The organism is Algoriphagus confluentis (assembly GCF_036245625.1).
GTDB classification, from domain to species: domain Bacteria; phylum Bacteroidota; class Bacteroidia; order Cytophagales; family Cyclobacteriaceae; genus Algoriphagus; species Algoriphagus confluentis.
The window spans coordinates 135,756-153,587 of the sequence record NZ_BTPD01000011.1 but is presented as its reverse complement, the minus strand read 5'-3'; the positions used below and the strand labels follow the sequence as shown (position 1 = coordinate 153,587).

15 protein-coding genes are annotated in these 17,832 nt (G+C 38.3%); 12 read left to right on the top strand and 3 right to left on the bottom strand.

All coding sequences use genetic code 11. The features are described from left to right. The first annotated feature begins 473 nt into the window (after nt 1-473). From AAA943_RS16860 to AAA943_RS16850, 3 genes are all read left to right on the top strand, one after another. A complete protein-coding gene (locus AAA943_RS16860; protein WP_338225450.1) occupies nt 474-1,058 on the top strand; it encodes a Crp/Fnr family transcriptional regulator in 585 nt (194 codons plus the stop codon). Between the two features lie 64 nt (nt 1,059-1,122). Continuing rightward, entirely contained in the window at nt 1,123-1,710 is a 588-nt protein-coding gene (locus AAA943_RS16855) for an NAD(P)H-dependent oxidoreductase (RefSeq protein ID WP_338225449.1), read from the top strand. Nucleotides 1,711-1,904: 194 nt separating this feature from the next. Continuing rightward, entirely contained in the window at nt 1,905-2,501 is a 597-nt protein-coding gene (locus AAA943_RS16850; RefSeq protein ID WP_338225447.1) for a Crp/Fnr family transcriptional regulator, read from the top strand. A gap of 893 nt (nt 2,502-3,394) precedes the next feature. Here the strand turns inward: AAA943_RS16850 and AAA943_RS16845 are convergent. Next, nucleotides 3,395-4,099 carry a LytR/AlgR family response regulator transcription factor gene (locus tag AAA943_RS16845; protein ID WP_338225446.1) on the bottom strand — a complete coding sequence of 235 codons (705 nt, stop codon included), beginning with the start codon at nt 4,097-4,099 and terminating at the stop codon, nt 3,395-3,397. Then, nucleotides 4,096-4,713 (bottom strand): sensor histidine kinase, encoded by a 618-nt coding sequence (locus tag AAA943_RS16840; RefSeq protein ID WP_338225445.1) that lies wholly within the window; start codon nt 4,711-4,713, stop codon nt 4,096-4,098. The genes AAA943_RS16845 and AAA943_RS16840 overlap by 4 nt, the downstream gene beginning before the upstream one ends. Nucleotides 4,714-5,394: 681 nt before the next feature. Here AAA943_RS16840 and AAA943_RS16835 point away from each other — a divergent pair. From AAA943_RS16835 to AAA943_RS16795, 9 genes are all read left to right on the top strand, one after another. Then, the gene (locus AAA943_RS16835) at nt 5,395-6,960 is read left to right on the top strand and encodes a serine hydrolase (protein ID WP_338225444.1); all 1,566 of its coding nucleotides are present in this window, start codon (nt 5,395-5,397) and stop codon (nt 6,958-6,960) included. A 133-nt stretch (nt 6,961-7,093) separates the two neighbouring features. Further along, on the top strand, nt 7,094-7,285 hold the full coding sequence (locus AAA943_RS16830) for a hypothetical protein (RefSeq protein WP_338225443.1): 192 nt from the start codon (nt 7,094-7,096) through the stop codon (nt 7,283-7,285). Nucleotides 7,286-7,702: 417 nt separating this feature from the next. Beyond that, a complete protein-coding gene (locus AAA943_RS16825; protein WP_338225442.1) occupies nt 7,703-7,897 on the top strand; it encodes a hypothetical protein in 195 nt (64 codons plus the stop codon). A 95-nt stretch (nt 7,898-7,992) separates the two neighbouring features. Then, entirely contained in the window at nt 7,993-9,192 is a 1,200-nt protein-coding gene (locus tag AAA943_RS16820; protein ID WP_479374284.1) for a DUF4221 family protein, read from the top strand. A gap of 671 nt (nt 9,193-9,863) precedes the next feature. Then, entirely contained in the window at nt 9,864-11,024 is a 1,161-nt protein-coding gene (locus AAA943_RS16815; protein WP_338225440.1) for a DUF4221 family protein, read from the top strand. Nucleotides 11,025-11,693: 669 nt separating this feature from the next. Further along, nucleotides 11,694-12,845, top strand: coding sequence for a DUF4221 family protein (locus AAA943_RS16810; RefSeq protein WP_338225439.1), 1,152 nt, complete (start codon nt 11,694-11,696; stop codon nt 12,843-12,845). Next, nucleotides 12,835-13,245, top strand: coding sequence for a hypothetical protein (locus tag AAA943_RS16805; protein WP_338225438.1), 411 nt, complete (start codon nt 12,835-12,837; stop codon nt 13,243-13,245). The genes AAA943_RS16810 and AAA943_RS16805 overlap by 11 nt, the downstream gene beginning before the upstream one ends. 198 nt (nt 13,246-13,443) lie before the next feature. Beyond that, on the top strand, nt 13,444-14,505 hold the full coding sequence (locus tag AAA943_RS16800) for an MG2 domain-containing protein (protein WP_338225437.1): 1,062 nt from the start codon (nt 13,444-13,446) through the stop codon (nt 14,503-14,505). Between the two features lie 60 nt (nt 14,506-14,565). Continuing rightward, entirely contained in the window at nt 14,566-15,852 is a 1,287-nt protein-coding gene (locus AAA943_RS16795) for a TonB-dependent receptor plug domain-containing protein (RefSeq protein WP_338225436.1), read from the top strand. A 449-nt stretch (nt 15,853-16,301) separates the two neighbouring features. Here the strand turns inward: AAA943_RS16795 and AAA943_RS16790 are convergent, their stop codons facing one another. After that, nucleotides 16,302-17,822 (bottom strand): RagB/SusD family nutrient uptake outer membrane protein, encoded by a 1,521-nt coding sequence (locus tag AAA943_RS16790; RefSeq protein ID WP_338225435.1) that lies wholly within the window; start codon nt 17,820-17,822, stop codon nt 16,302-16,304. Nucleotides 17,823-17,832: the final 10 nt, after the last annotated feature.

The window sequence follows — 17,832 nt, the reverse complement described above, 5'->3', positions numbered from 1 at the left end:
CGGTCTGAGTCACCCCTTGTTTGATTAAAATTTCGATTTGGTACCTTTGCTCTGGGCTGAGATGATTGAATTTCTGCATGACAACACTAATTTAATTCTTCAGCCTAAGGAAGGAAGCCTAGGCTTCCTTCCTTAAACCTTTAGTGTTGCACTTATTACTTGAATCTGGGTAATCAGTTTTTTAAGCATGAGTCCTAAAATTGAAGTTTGGATTAATTTTGGTGAGATTTGTTTTCTGCTTTCAGCATTGGCTGTAAATCCCGCGAATATGGAGGACCAAATTCCATCCTGCTTCTTTTTTTGACTTCTTTTGAATTTTTTGGGCTATTGGTCTATTTTTTAGAAAGTTTTATCGAATACTTATACTAACTAGAGTGATATCTTTGATCCTTTGTTCGGTCAGGTCACCTATTATTTAGAAATATTGAAAGGCCTTTTTAAGGGAATACAAAAGAATTAGGAGTTCAAGACTTATGATTACCGGTGAAAAAAAATTAAAATCTTATCTCAGTTCATTTGGGATTCTATCCGACGATCAGATAGAACGATTTGTCCAATTGGCTAAAGTTAAGAGCCTTGCCAAAGGAGATTATTTTATTCGCCAAGGCCAAATCTGTAAGGAGATTTGTTTTGTTATTTCAGGTATTCTCAGGTCATATCATGTTTCTTCCAAAGGGAATGAGTTTACCTATTGTTTTACTTTTCCTTCTACCTTAATGACTGCTTATTCTTCTTTTATAACTCAGGAAGAAACCCTGGAAAATATTCAGGCCATCGCTCCTGTTGAATTTTTATTGATATCCAAGGCTGCTTTTGAAGAATTGGTAAATGAAAATTCCGAGTGGCAGGCTTTCTTGAAGATGGTGGCAGAGCGTGAATATGTAGCCTTGGAAAGGAGATTTTTTAAATTTCAACAGGAAACTGGCCAGGAAAGATATGAGGATTTGGTTCAGCAACAGCCTGACTTTTTTCATCATATCCCACTTCAATACTTAGCCTCTTATTTGGGAATTACACAAAGACATTTGAGCAGAATAAGAGCCCAGTTCCAGAAATAGACAATTGTCCTAGAGCACAAAATTTCACCTAGATACTTTTGGCCCTCAAAAAAATTGGCTAAAAATGAAGAAAATTTTGATTATCAATGGGCATCCCAATCCTGATGCATTTAATTCTGGCTTAGCCAGTGCTTATGCTCAGGGAGCTAGGTCAAAAGGAGCTGAAGTAAAGGAACTAACAATTTCCGAACTTCAATTTGATCCAAACCTCAAGTATGGGTATCAGAAAAGAATGGATTTGGAACCGGACCTAATTCTGGCCTGGGAAAAAATCCAATGGGCAGAACATTTGGTCTGGATTCATCCGGTTTGGTGGGGAGGACTTCCGGCGATTTCCAAAGGTTTTATCGATCGCTTGTTTTTGCCGGGAATGGCGTTTCAATACAAAAAAGACTCGGTTTATTGGGATAAATTATTGAAAGGGAAAACAGGAAGAATTCTAACTACCCTCGATCAACCGGGTTGGTATTATTGGCTGATGTATGGAAGGCCGAGTATTAATCAGCTTAAGAAGTCTACCTTGGAGTTTTGTGGAGTGAAGCCGGTAAGGGTCTCCACTTTTGGGATCATTAAGAATTCTACCTTAAAACAGCGTAGCAAGTGGATGGACGAAGCAAAAGCTTTGGGAGAGAAGGATGGACTAAAACATTAATAAATCTTTTAGTAAAATTTTCGAATTAGGAATTAACCAATGGTTCTACTCCGTCTTCTTCCATTTCATTTGAAATTGGATAAATAAAAAAGTAATACTGACAGAGTAGGTCATTGGTTAGTTTTTTTTGCCGATGCCGGTCAAAGGTTAAGGATGAGATCGAGTTTATTACCATTGGAAATAAGATGGAAGATATGAATCGGACTTCAATTGAAAATAAGTTTGGGAAATTCCTTAAAGAGAATTTCCCAATCTCCGATGCAGAACTTGCCAGCAGTCTCACAAGATTTTCAAACTTACCTTTGAAAAAGTCGGAGTTTTTTGTTCAACAAGATGAAATATGTCGCAGTGTGGGATTCATTCTCAAAGGGACTTTGAGAACTTTTTACCTCGATGAAAAAGGAGAAGAAATCACCTCTTGCTTTTGTGCGGAAAATAATTTCAGTACTTCATTTAAAAGTTTTATTTTTCAAAAACCTTCATCCTTGAGTATTCAGGCGATGGAAGATACCGAACTTATGGTCATTGATTTTGATCACCTTCAAACCCTGTACAAATTGAGTTCAACTTGGCAGATGATTGGCAGAGTGTTGGCGGAAAAAGAATATCTGGCCATGGAACGTTATGCCTCTTTTCTGAATTCGGAAACAGCTAAGGAAAAGTACTTGCGTTTGATAAAGGAGCAGCCTGCCGTTTTAAATTTAGCCCGAGTTGAAGATATTGCCTCTTATTTGGGGGTAACCCGAAGAACTCTTTCCAGAATTCGAAAGGAAATTTCATTAAAAAATTGAGGACAATTGTCCTCGATTTTGAAGTTTGAAGCTTTCATTTTTGTCTCATTGAAAAACTGAATAGTGATAAAATAGATCTAGCCTTTCTTCTTCTGGCAATTTAATTGGTCCTTTTGCCTTGCTTGCTGTCTATGACGGTTTCTACCTACATATTCTCAAATTTGGATTGCATAGGCAGAAAGAAAGCCAGTTTGAACATTTGACACATTCGCTTAGGGCTCTGATCTTTCCAGTAATGGTATATTTTCTTTTTGTTCTTCAGGATAGCATCATTGGATTCTATGTAGGTATTGCCTTGGTAATTTTAGATTTGCTTATTCTTGGACTGGATGCCCTACATGGAAAAAGACAGTAGGCGGTTTATGGGAGGCCTACCGCGTTGGGAATATATTTTACATCTTTTTGTGAATGGTTTTCATTTTGCTACGATTGCTGTTTTTTTGGCAATCAAAATAAACCTTACCGAAATGGGTCTGATTGTAGTGCAGAATTTTTATGAGTTTGAGTATTTCAAGCTATTTCAAAGAGTGGTAATTAATCTCATTCCCGGAGGGATCCTAATGGGCATATTGCATTTTCTTCTTATGTGTTCCCACCCAGCAAACTGGCTTACTAGCCTTATGGACAAACTAAATTGCTGTAAATTAAAAATGGACAGTCGGGTTTGATCCTGATATAGACTGAATTCTTTCACCTGAGCGATTAACTTCTGTGATTCAATCCTTAGAGTCAGATCCTTTGGTTATTAAGATGTTTTTCTTTTGACTTTTAAGGGGTTTTGATAAACAAAAAAAATCAAATAATTGAAAATCAATGTTATTTATATGAAGTTACAGAGTTGGTTAAGCTTTATTCTGTATTCGGAATTCAGTCTTTAAGGATTTGATTATTACTTAATTTTCAAAAATCCGTTCCACTTTTGGGCGATAACTGCTTCCGATCGGTAGGATAATTTTATCTAGTTCCAGGTGGGTTGAATAAAAAACGGTTACTCGGTTTTTGTTGACAATAAAGGATTTGTGAATTCTAAGAAAATTTGTAGCCAGTTCATTTTCCAATTGCCCTAGCTTGTATTTGATCAGTAGCTTTTTACCATTGGTTAGATTGATTTGGACAAAGTCTTTGGAGCTTTCCAAATAAAGAATGTCATCCTGGTTCAATTGGTAAATCTTTACGCCTGATTTAACTTTTATATATTTTTCTGCCTTTTCTTCCGCCTGGGTGGGGGATTGAATTTGGTTGCGCCTTCTTCTGTTGAATTTTTCAATGGCTGCCAAAAATCGCTCAAAGGTGATAGGCTTTAACAAATAGTCAATGATTTCAAATTCATAGCCCTGTATTGCATATTCCCGATACGCAGTGGTTATAATGACTGCCGGGGGATCCTTAAGAATTTTAAGCAACTCAATCCCGGATATTTTTGGCATTTCAATATCCAAAAACAAGAGATCCACCCTTTTTTCATTCAGGAAAGCGCTTACCTCCAATGCAGTACTGCATGTCCCGCTTAAGACCAATAATCCAGAATCGGTGATGTGTTTTTGAAGTAACTGAACCGCAAATGGTTCATCATCCGCTATAAGACAAGTTGCTTTCATGTAAGGTTAATTTTCAACTGGGTACGGTAAATACTGCCTATTTCTTTAGAATCTATTTGATGTCTGGTAGGGTAAATGAGATGAAGTTGATGGCGAACATTTTTAAATCCAATTCCGCGTTCTGTATGGCTTTGGGGATCAAAAGTGTTTTCAGTGAGCATGCAAAACTTCCCCTTGGTGGCATTGATTTTAATTTTGAGAATCGCTTTGCCAGTTGTTTTTTCTACCCCGTGCTTAAACATATTTTCTACCATTGTCAACAAAATCAACGGGGCAATCGAATAGTCGGAGTCAATGGAGAATTCTTGATCTATTAATAATCGATTGCTGTACCTGAGTTTTTGCAGGGAGATGTAATTGTTTAAGAGGTTAATCTCCTGATTTAAGGGTACAAATTTTTCATCGCAGCGGTATAGCAGATAATCCAGAATTCCCGAAAGCTTTTCTATAGAAACAGCAGTCATAGGTGATCCCTGAACTGCAAGTGAATAAATGTTATTGAGCGTGTTAAAAAGAAAGTGGGGATTTAATTGGGCCTTCAATGCAGCTAGCTCAGCAGTTTTTTTTTCGGCTTTAATCCTTAACTGGTGACGAAGTAGCTGTTGTCTTTCCAATAATTGATGAAAGAACAGGAAAGGAAAAGTTCCCGCGAATATTCCGATAAAGTAATACCGAAACAATACTTTCCATTGAGTAAAAATCTCAAAGGCAGTTTCTTGATTCCCGGTTTTATGACTTTGAATTGGTTCCAAAAGGTAAACCACTGAAAATCTGCTGGCCACACAAATAAGATAAATCCCGAGTATGAATTCTAAACTCGTTTTTATTACTTCCTTTCCCCAAAGGATTCTGGGTAAAATTCGTAAGGCAAGAAAATAGGCACATGCCATTATTGCGGTAAGTCGAAAAAGTATCCGGAATATTCGATCATCAAGGGCTACATCGATTATTTCCACTCCCTCTTTTTCGGAAAAGACATAGGGGGTCAAATAGAAAAGAAAAAGAATGCCCCAAAAAGCAATATGAAGGACTTTTGATTGAGGGGATGCTAAGAACTCATTCTCTGGGTTTCGCCTGTACATAAATTTAAAAGTAAGTATTGCCTGTAGAAATTAGAAGCCATTCAGCTGAAAGCCCAAGAATTGAAGACAAACACGGTCTTTTTAAAGATATCCTTTCCTGCATGGTTTGTGGATCCCCTTTTGAGGGTTTGGTCGAAAATTTCAGTGGAGCTGTGGCAAAGCCAATATTTTTATCCCCATATAAATTTCAACCTACGGATAATATAGATTCAAATGAAGTTCATTAAAATAAGCTTGTTGATTTCAGTAATAGGAATCCTATCAATTTCTTCATACGGACAAAAAGAGCCCCCCACCGATCAAGAGCAAATAAGAGAGCTACTAAAGACCTTTATGGAATGTATCCGGACAAGGGATACCCTAACGATGTTTTCATTGTTCGCAGATGCCCCGGTCACTTGGATTGGAGTTTGGAAACCTGAAACTCAGAAAGAAAGACTTGAGATGGATCCAAAAGCTCCGGCTTACAAAATCTCGGATTATAAAACATGGTTTGGCAACGTGATAAAGAATGGTGTTAAACAAGAACTGTTTTCTAATGCAGTGATTGTCCAAGATGGATCTATTGGTTCAGTGACCTTCGATTATAGCTTTTGGAACCAGGGAAAAAAGGGAAACTGGGGCAAGGAAAGCTGGGGGTTGATCAAGGTTGACGGCAATTGGAAAATTGCCAGCGTCATTTTCTCAATGGAGCTAGAGAGGGTGCTCAAACAGCCCGCGGAAATTCATGGGCCTCCCGTTACTATAAATCCGGAAATTGAGAAATATATTCAAAGTCAAGTAAATATCATTGATTTTAAGGGAACAGTTTTGGTAGCAAAAGGGGATTCTATAATCCATCAATCAGCATATGGAATGTTTGATGTAGAGAACAAAATACCCAATGAGCTAAATACACAGTTTTTGATAGGCTCCCTCACCAAATCCTTCGTGGGAGTCGCCGTTATGAAACTAGTGGAAACTGGTTTGGTTGATTTGAAAGCTCCCGTCCTAAATTATATCCCCAATCTGAAGGCAGAATTGGCGGAGGATTTACAGGTACATCACTTATTAAAACAACAATCTGGATTAGCTCCCAGCTTTGATGATTTGACAGAATTTGAAATAATGGACATCTCATCCTCCGAACTGTTGGATATAATAAATACTTCACCAAGAAGTTTTCAACCAGGCGAGAAATATCAATATAGCAATATCAATTATTCCCTTTTGGCAATGGTAATTGAAAATGCCTCTGGGGTACCTTATCCAGATTACTTAAATGAGCAAATTTTCAAGCCCCTTGGGATGACTCAAACAGGAATGGAGCGCCTAAGTAATATTCCTGAAAATAGGGCGGTGGGATATCGGGAAATTTTTGGGAAAGTCAGAAGAGTGCAAAATGTGGTTTCCTATGCAATGGGTGCCGGAGATATTTACTCCACATCTTCAGACCTATTCAATTGGAGTAGGGCCTTGAACACTGACAGACTATTAACTGCTGAAAGCAAAGCATTGCTTTTTGAGGCCGGAAATGAAGATTGGGGGTATTATGGGTATGGATTTAGAATTCAGCCTTACCTAAGAAAGGAAACAATAAATGGGCCCGGAACTCTTATCCGACATGGAGGAACTATGAATGGGTTTATTTCAAATTACAGCTACTACAGGGAAGATGATATTACGATAATCTTACTGAGTAATTTTAGAAACGTTCCGATTCGAAGACTTAGTTTCGATTTAAAAGAAATAGTTTTGGGAACCTCAATTCAAAATCGAAAAAACATCCACAAGGAGTAAATTTACAACTTGTTTTGGACCTTGGAATGAATGGATTGATTACCCGTTTTATTCGCTTAAAAAGCGAAAAAGTAAGACATCCTTTTTAAGGGTGTCCAGGTTTTTATACGCAAATCGTCCAAAAATGGGGGTTATGGTTTTAAATCAAAACCTTGAAATTTTAGGGGAAAACCTTTTCGAAAACTTTCAAATAGAACCCTGGAATTATTTCGTCGGCAAAAAAGGACTCTACGTATCCACCAACAATCCTAATCGGGATGATTTTGATGAGAACTTTCTGAGGTATGACATCATGAGATTTGAAGGACTGGAGTATGAGGATTGAGCGCTTCATTCTCTGGATAGGGCTAATTTGGTTAGGAGCATGTTCCTCTCCTGCCAAGTCAAAAGTTGATTCGATCCCAGGTATCCCAAAATCAAAGGAATGGATCTTCCTAATTCATCCAAAAGGATTTAAAACAAGCCTGAATAGTTTTTAGAGCGAACTTGAACACCTATCCACTTTTGCAGCTAACTAAATGAAGGGAGTCAAAGTTTTTTAGTCTACTTAATGGCAATATTGATTTTGGCCTATATGAATTGAAATTAGACTTAAGTCCAATTCTTTTGAAAAAGAAAAAAACAGGATTGGTAGATTGATTAAGTTTTTATTAGTTGAAGTGATCTTATTGGCCAGCTGATCAAAAGGAGAAGAATTCTTGCCTGCTTTGAGTGGAATTCAAGATTTCTAATACTAACAAAGATGTACAAAGTTAAAATGATCGTGCTAGGGGCTGCTTTGATCGCAGCCGGCACATTCGGTGTTTCCTATTTCGGGGCAAGTGAAGTGGAAGCCCAAGGTGGACCAATTGCACAATGTTCATGGAACGGTGAAAACTGTTTTGATCCTATAGATCAGAATATGTGCATTTGCGAAGAAAAAGAGGAGGATAATTAAAATAGCACACTTCTCTTTTAAGGCAATCCTGTTTAGAAATTAAGAAGGATTGCCTTTTCTAAATGTTTTAAGGAACTTAATCTCAATCGAAAGACGTGATAAAGACATCGAAAAATAGACTGTTGATTTTTACAAAGAACTTTTTCAATTTATCTATCCTGATTTCGACAATCGGTTTTTTTACTGCTTGTAATGGAGGAAAAAATAATGGCCAGTTTAAGGCCTATAAGCATGATATGTTAGAAATCAAGCTTTCTGAGAACTTTTTACCTTCATCCCATAAAATTCAATACATCGATGCAGATTCGGGGGAATATCTAGCAACAGTTAACAGATCCTTGAGGAAGATTGAGCTCTTATCCCTCAGTTCACTTTCATCAGTGCATCAGATTCATTTACCTCTCGATGGCCCAAATAAAATCGGAAGCGAAAATGGATTTCGAATCGTAAATCCAGATTGTGTCATTATCGCTACAATTCCCCCAGCCATCAAAATCATGGATTTTCAAGGAAAACTTAAAAAAACCATTCCTATCCGAGATCCTGAAAACAGGGTAAACTTTCTAACCTCGGATAACCGACTTCCATTTCTTTTCGGGGATAACTCAATTTATGGCGCGCAACCCTTTTTCAAAAATATGTATGAGATGTCCAAAGAGGACATTCAAACCTCAAAACATATCTATCGAGTCCAACTGGAAAATAACCAAGAAAAGGTTGAATGGCTTCCTGCAAATCATCCAAAGGATATTTGGGATAAAGGAAGAAAAAGTATGGAACTTACTTGGGCTAGCTTAGGTGATTCCATAATCGTGTCTCCTACTAGCGATCATAGACTATGGGTTGTATCAAAAAAACGAGGAGAACTACTCAGTCATATGGAAGTAAAATCAAGATGGGTAAATAATTTCCCGATTTTAGATCAACTTCCATACGGAGATACAGGGATGATTAAAGCTCTTAAAAATGACCGATATGAACTCCTTTTAGCAGACCCCTATCGAAATGTTTATTATAGGTTTTTTTTTCGGGGATTTGATTTAGAGGAATTTGAGGGTGTCTCTGTTAGAGATCTTTTTGGAGATCGTCCTAAAATAGGCGTGATGGTTATAAATCAAAATCTTGAAGTGTTGGGGGAGCATGTTTTCGAAAACTTTCAAATTGAGCCTTGGAACTATTTCGTCGGCAAAAAAGGACTCTACGTATCCACCAACAATCCTAATCGGGATGATTTTGATGAGAACTTTCTGAGGTATGATATTATCCGATTCGAGGGACTGGAGTATGAGGATTGAGCGCTTTATTCTCTGGATAGGGCTAATTTGGTTGGAGGCATGTTCCTCTCCTTCCAAATCAAAAGTTGCCTCGATCATTGGTATCCCAGAACCCAAGGAATGGATTCTAGTCATTCATCCTGAAGGATGCGAAACCTGTCTGGATAGTTTTTAGAGCGAACTTGAACACCTATCCACTTTTGGAGCTAACTAAATGAAGGGAGTCAAAGTTTTTTAGTCTACTTAATGGCAATATTGATTTTGGCTTTTATGGATAGAAATTAGACTTAAGTCCAATTCTTTTGAAAAAGAAAAAAACAGGATTGGTAGATTGCTTAAGTTTTTATTAGTTGAAGTGATCTAACTGGCCAGCTGATCAAAGGGAGAAGAATTCCTGCCTACTTCAAATGGAATTCAAGATTTAATGTACTAACAAAGATGAACAAAGTTAAAATGATCGTGCTAGGGGCTGCTTTAATCGCAGCCGGCACATTCGGTGTTTCCTATTTCGGGGCAATCGAGGTAGAGGCTCAAGGAGGACCTATAATGCAATGTGATTGGGATGGTAGCTACTGTAAAAAACCAATCGATAAAACACCTTGTGGCTGCGAAGACCCAACTGGCACCTAAATTAAAATTTAGAGGAATTACTCATATTTGAGTAATTCCTCTTTATTCAGACAAATTCCGATATGCCAAATAAATTACCTTTCTTTCTTATTCCTGTTTTTTTGGGAGCATGTGTTTCAATTACCAACGAAATGCAACTTAGTTATGCCGAGGTATTTGATTCTATTTTAATCCCTCTTGATACTGGCTTTGCCCCAAACAACCAAAGAACCCAATTGATAACTACTGATTCAGGAGAATACTTAGCCATCATGAATAAGGTCGATGCTTCTATTCGATTTTTTAGCATTGACCAAGAAAAAGAATCTTTCATTATCCCTCTTTTTAAGCAAGGCCCAAATCGAATAGGGGTGGACAATGGATTTCACATAGTGGCCAAAGATTGCTTACTTTTAGCAACTATTCCTCCTAAAATTTTAATAATCAACTTCCAAGGAGAAATTGAGAAATCAATTTCTGTTAAAGATCCCAATAATTTGGTCAACTATCTTTCCTCCACAAATGAAACGCCTTTTTTATTTGGTCAAAATTCCATCTTCGGAGCACAACCTTTTTTTCAAAACATTTACCGCGTTAATGATTCAGATATTCAATCCTCTAAACATATATATAAGGTTAATTTTCAGGAAAATGACAGTATTAAAACAAAATGGCTTGAAGTTTTTAGGCCTAGTGATTCTTGGAAGGATGGAAAAAAAAGTATGGATTTCACTTGGTTGGAAATTGGAGATACAATCTTAGTTTCACCTCACACAGACCACCGACTTTGGGTAATATCCAAAGAAAAAGAGAAAGTAATTTCCTATCCAACTGTAAAGTCTAAAAACGTAAATAGTTTCAGAATTATAAAAGGATATCCGGTAGGAGATCAAGGTATTATTGAAACTTTAGAAAACGATCAATACGATTTAATCCTTTACGATAAATTTAGAAACGTCATTTATCGATTCTATTTTCAAAAAATTGACCTTGAGGGATTTTCAAGATTCAGTGTAAGAGAATTATACGCAAATCGTCCAAAAATGGGGGTTATGGTTTTAAATCAAAACCTTGAAATTTTAGGGGAACACCTTTTCGAAAACTTTCAAATAGAACCCTGGAATTATTTCGTCGGCAAAAAAGGACTCTACGTATCCACCAACAATCCTAATCGGGATGATTTTGATGAGAACTTTCTGAGGTATGATATTATCCGATTCGAGGGACTGGAGTATGAGGATTGAGCGCTTTATTCTCTGGATAGGGCTAATTTGGTTGGAGGCATGTTCCTCTCCTTCCAAATCAAAAGTTGCCTCGATCATTGGTATCCCAGAACCCAAGGAATGGATTCTAGTCATTCATCCTGAAGGATGCAAAACCTGTCTGGATAGTTTTTAGAGCGAACTTGAACACCTATCCACTTTTGGAGCTAACTAAATGAAGGGAGTCAAAGTTTTTTAGTCTACTTAATGGCAATATTGATTTTGGCTTTTATGGATAGAAATTAGACTTAAGTCCAATTCTTTTGAAAAAGAAAAAAACAGGATTGGTAGATTGCTTAAGTTTTTATTAGTTGAAGTGATCTAACTGGCCAGCTGATCAAAGGGAGAAGAATTCCCGCCCACATCAAATGGAATTTAAGATTTCTAATACTAACAAAGTTAAAATGATCGTGCTAGGGGCTGCTTTAATCGCAGCCGGCACATTTGGCGTTTCCTATTTCGGGGCAACCGAGGTAGAGGCTCAATCTTCCACTTCATATTGTGAATGGAATGGAAATGATTGTAAAAGTCCTCAAAAGACCAATTATTGCATTTGTGAGGATCCTTCAGGTAACTAAATAGAGTTAGGGCGTCTATTAAAGTAAATTTATGGACGCCTTTTTATATCATGTAATTCAAGATTACAATAGGATGAGAAAATTTACCTTTTGTCTTTTTTCATTTTTTCTCTTGGCCTGTCAGGACAAAGGATCAAATAATACCTTACAAGGAATTACTTTTGATCAGTTAGAGATTCCACTTCTATTAGATTTTAATCCTGACCGAGTAAGAAGTCAATATTATGAAAGTGATTCAGGAGAATTTTTAGTAGTACTCAACAAAACAAGATTTTCATTGGGGTTTTTCAGTATAGAGGAAAGGAGATTAGTAAAATCAATTCCCCTCACAAAAGAAGGGCCTAACGGGATTGGATTAGATAATGGATTTTTAATTATTTCTGAAGACAGCATTTTAGTAGCCACAATTCCACCTAAAATCAGGTTGTTGAATTCCGAGGGTAAGCTTTTAAGAAGTTATCCTGTCGAAAATAAATCGAATGATGTAAACTACATTTCCTCCACTAATGAAGTCCCATTTTTATACTCGGACAAAACGTTTTTTGGCATCCAACCATTTATTGATAATTTCTTCGAAATCACTGAGAAAGAAGCAACTTCAATTGATATGATTTTTTCAGTTGATTTTTCTAAAGCAGATCCAAAAGCAGATTGGTTGCCAATAAAAAGGCCTTCGGGTTTTTGGGATGAGGGGAAAAAAGATGAAAATCTTTCTTGGACAGAAAGAGGAGACAGCATAATTATTGCTCCTTATACTGATCATGGAATTTGGATAATTTCAAAAAAGCAAAAAAAACTACTCCAAGTAATTGAATGTAAATCCAGCTTCATAAATGAATTTCACCTATTAGATAAAAATGAATTAGGAGGGGATAAAGGAATTATACAGAGTCTGGAGCGCGACAGGTATGAAATCATCATGTATGACAAGTATAGAGATGTCTTCTACAGGATGTTTTTTCCGAGAGTGGAAATAGAGAAGTTTGATTTTACAGCCAGACAGTTGTTTGCAAATCGACCTCTTGTAGGAGTAATGGTTATGGACAAAGAATTTAATCTAATTGGTGAACATTTATTTCAACCACATTATGTTCAGCCATGGAACTATTTTGTAGGCAAAAAAGGGCTCTATGTTTCTACCAACAATCCGAATCGAGATGATTTTGATGAGAATTTTCTGCGGTACGATATCATCCGATTTGAAGGGCTGAAGTATGAGGATTGAGCGCTTTATTCTCTGGATAGGGCTAATTTTGTTGGAGGCATGTTCCTCTCCTTCCAAATCAAAAGTTGTCTCGATTATAGGTATCCCAGAACCCAAGGAATGGATTCTAGTCATTCATCCTGAAGGCTGCAAAACCTGTCTGGATAGTTTTTACAACGAACTTCTTTTGCTTCCTATGGAAAGCCCGGGGGCCATTGTATTGGTCGCAAAAAATTCCAAAACGTTGAGGCTTCATCCATTCATCGAAAATTCACCGATCCCACTTTACCTCGATGAAGAAAAAATATTGATCCAAAAAGGAGTGGTACAAATGACGGATCAAATTCTGCTTTTTAGAAATGATGACCTTAAATTCTTTGATATTTTGGATTATGAAACTGCACTAAAGGAAATTAAATGAATTCAGGAGAATATCTTCCTCGCTGAAGTAGATTACTCGATTTGATCTTGATTTTTATGACATTTCTGGTGATCAAGGTTTTGAATCACAGTAGCTAAAGCTGAAACGGATACGTACCCAAGCATTAATTTTAATTAGGTTTATTGTCTGGGTTTTCACATTCTCATTAATCCAAACTTCAACTTGCCCCAATATAACGTGAACAACTATTTTTCAGGAATTTTAGCCTTTTTCCTTTTTTCATACACTTTTACCAATGACCCATTACCGAAGATCATTGCTTCCTTCCAACGATACCTTGCCGAGATTCCTGAGGAAAAAATATACCTCTACCAAGACAGAGAGATCTATGCTTCAGGGGAAACGATTTGGTTCAAGGCTTACCTTACGAAAGGCCCTTTTCATATTCCTTCTACGATTAGTAGTACCGTCTATGTTGAGTTGATTAACGCTCAAAACGAACTTATCCAAAAGGAAATCATTTATTCTCCAAGTGGATTTGGCAGCGGTCAACTTCAACTTCCGGATTCCTTGCAATCAGGCTCCTACCTCATTAGGGCTTATACCCAATGGATGAAAAACTTTGGAGAAGAATATTTCTTTCAGCGCTCAATCAAAGTTCTTTCTGAATTTTCTTCTCCCCGTCTACACTCTCAAATAGTCCCCGATCTGGATCTCCAATTTTTCCCAGAAGGGGGAAATCTGGTGGATGGGATTTTAAGCAAAGTCGCCTTCAAAGCCTTGGATTCAAATGGCTTGGGTAGAAAAGTCAAAGGAAAAATCTTTGAGGGAACTCAGGAAATTGGATCATTTGAAAGCAATCAGTTAGGTATGGGTGTTTTCGCCTTATTACCTGAAAATGGAAAATCCTACACTGCCCATATTATGGGGCATGACGAAGCCTTCCCCTTGCCTTCCCCATTGGAATCAGGATTGGTCATGTCGGTGACCAATTCCCCAAAATCCGATGAAGTAGTCGTCAGGTTTCTAACTTCAGAAAAGTCTCCCGGGAAATCTTTATTTCTGTTTGCTCTGAGTCGAGGTCTGGTTTGTGCCACAGGACAAGTTGATCTTTCCAGTCAAGTGGCTTTTGTTAGGATCCCGAAGAAGGAATTTCCAACCGGAATCGCCCAGTTATCTGCCTTGGATGAAAATGGTCTTCCCCTGGCGGAACGGCTTATTTTTATCGATCATCAAGATCATTTACAGATCAAAATCACCACTGACAAGGCTACCTATCAGCCACGAGAACGGGTATGACTGGACATCGAGGCGAAAACCAAGGAGGGCAAACCCGCCTTCGCCAACCTCTCGCTCAGCGTGGTAGATGCGGAACAGTTGGAGGAATCTGAAAATGGAACCTCCATCCTCACTCAGCTCTTGCTTACCTCCGAACTCAGGGGATACATCGAAGAACCTGGTTATTATTTCAACACCAAGAACTCCGATCGGGTAGAAGCCCTGGATTATTTGATGCTCACGCAAGGTTGGCGAAAATACACCATAAAGGATGCCTTGACGGGAACTGTTCCAGAGGTAAAATTTCCAAAAGAGCAGGGAATCACTATTCATGGAACCCTTAAAAATACAAAAACAGGCCAAACAGAGGCAGGAGGAACGATTTCCTTTCTGTCTCTCTATCCGGTAATTTCCTCGGTAACTACGGTTTCTGATAAAAACGGAAAGTTTAAGTTGCAGAATCTTATCTTTTTTGACTCTACTGGGGTAATTCTGGAAGGAAAATCAAAAAATAATCGATCAGCTATGGAGATTCAGTTGGAAAAAGAATCGAACCTATTGACTTCTTTGATTTGGGATCGCCAAAGATGGAATGCACACTCGGCATCTGAGCAAAAATTTATTTCAGAATCTATGCTTAGAAAAAATATCAACCGGGCTTTTGATGTCGATACTACAGGGTTTCTTTTGGATGAAGTTGAAATTCAAGGTAGAAAAATAGATGAATTTCCTCAAGGGACGCGAATTTATGAGAGCGGAACGGTAAATATGCAAGTGGCAGGCAATCCAGGGCTGGAAAACCTCCAGCATCCTCTGGATCTGATTAAAGGCCGGGTAGCGGGGGTACAAGTTATCGGTGGTGCTGTATTCATTCAGGGTATTAGTTCGATTAACAGTTCATCTGCCCCCTTGATCTTGGTAGATGATTTCCCGGTAAGCCCGGAATTTTTGTACACCATTCCTGTGTATGATATCGAGCGATTTTCTGTATGGAAAGGTGCTGATACAGCCATTTTCGGTGCTCGAGGAGCGAATGGAGTGATTGCTTTTTATACCAAAAAAGGAAGGTCCTCTGCTCTATTGGACGATCAGCCTACACGACAGCCTAATCCCCAAGGACTGAAAGGATATCAGATGAACCGGGAATTTTATTCGCCTATATACCTACCTCAAGACCCTCCATCTCCAAAGCCAGACCGCAGGGTGACACTCTTCTGGGCACCTATGATTCAAACCGATTCTTTGGGAAATGCGACAGTCACTTTTTACAATTCAGATAAGGAAACCACCATCAAGGCTGAAATCGAAGGACTGAGTCAGGAAGGGAAAGCGGGAACTTCACAAATTTTATATCAGATTAAAGAATAATTCAGGATAAGTTACCCCGAAGAATTTGCATTGATTTTAAATTCCATGCAATCAAGGGAAATTGTTGTTGACCTAAAAAAATTCACTGGTTCTATTTTGATCTAATGGATCATTTTCATCTTAATTAGCTGATGAGAGAACAGAGAAAGCTATGTTTTATGATCTGAAAAAAAACAGAAAATGTTTATCCTCAATGATACAAGTAGATCAAAATGGCCTCGACTTCGCTCGGCCTCCGGGTTTGGAGTCATTGATGGGAGGGGAGGAAAATGGGGAGCAGCCCCATTTTTCTCCGCTTTTCAACTTAGAAAACCAAGGGTCACCTAGCTAAGTCGAGGTGAAACAATATAAAATTAGGTAACTGGTAGGATTGCGGATAATCAGAAAACAGAATAAAAAAATCCGGCCTAGCTGACCGGATTTTATTAAATTAGTTTAATTGAGTAAAATTAATTATACCCAGGATTTTGTTGGATAGGAGCAGTTGAATTGGATTGGATTTCTTCCAAAGGTATAGGCCAAATAAACAAATGACTTGTGTATGGAATACCATGATCAGTAGGAATTGTCCTTTGACCGGTATAGAATTCAATGCTTGTTATGGATCTGGAAGTAGCTTTAGCAGGAACTCCCGGTATAACACCTGCACCTGCCAGTCTGTGCAAATCGGCCCATCTTCTACCTTCGGCTAAGAATTCTATTCTTCTCTCATTGTAAATGGCAGTCAAGATGCCATCTTTTCCGCCTAATCCAGAAACCGTATGGGCAGGGATTGAAGCAGGAAGAGCTCGGCTTCTTACAGAGTTCAACAAGGTGACAGCTGCATCTAAGTTATTCAACTGGGCATTGGCTTCAGAGGCGTTCAATACTACTTCAGCAAATCTCAGAATCACGTTTGGATCAGTATAGGTTACAGGATCAGTATATTTATCTGTATACACTCCTGCAGAACTTTGAGAGGTTAAGTCTCTTCGGGTATCTTCTTCTAACCAGAAGTTAGCAGTCCAAATTAGTGGGGAGATTTTTACCAAACCTCTTGCGCCATTATTAGGATTGCCATACATAGATGCCAATGCACCATTTACCCCCGGATTGGAGGCGTCAGAATTGACAAAAGAGAAGATATTATCCGAACTGGTTGCAGTTCTGAAGGGGGTTGCTGGATTGGGAGTAACCGCATAGGAACCTTTGATTTTATCAAATTCAGCAATCACACCGGCCCAATCTTCCATGTGAAGCTTAACTCTTGATTTTAGCGCAATTGCAGCCCCTTTATTTGCTCTTAATGCGGTGCCTGTTGGCAATAAAGTTTCGGCTTCGTTCAAATCTGCCAGTAATTTGGCATAATCTTCCTCTACAGTTCCTCTTCCTACTGCTTCTCCGGCTGGTACTTTTGGAACATCATTAATGGCAAAAGTTCTGTAGGGTACTCCAAGTGAACTTGGATCATCGGAATAAGGCCTGGCAAAGTGGATCAACAATTCGTGATGAGCCAAAGCCCTTAAGAACAGCATTTCTCCTCTGTATTGATCTCTTTGTGCCTGCGTCAAAACTCCGCTGGCCAAAGCAGGATCAAGGTTTTCCAACACGATATTGGCTCTGTTGATCATTCTGTAAAGAGAGATCCACATACCATTGTTGTTGGCTGTATTTGGATTATAGGTTCCGGTGTAAGTGATTTCATAGAACAACTGATCGTTGTACATATCTTCTCCCCTTAAATCACCCTGTTCCACATTGGCCGCGCCAAAAGGGTAGCCCCGTTGTACTGCACCAAGATAAAAACCTCGTTGAGCGGATTCATATACACCCAATACCGCGGAATTTACTCTTGCAGCGGTGGTAAATGCCTCTTGGTCTGGAATTAGGTTAGCAGGGGTTAGGTCAATCACATCACAAGAGGCAATTGCACCCATCATAGCCAATCCGGCTGCAACAAGTTTGAAATTTTTTATAGAATACTTATTCATTTTTTTCTTC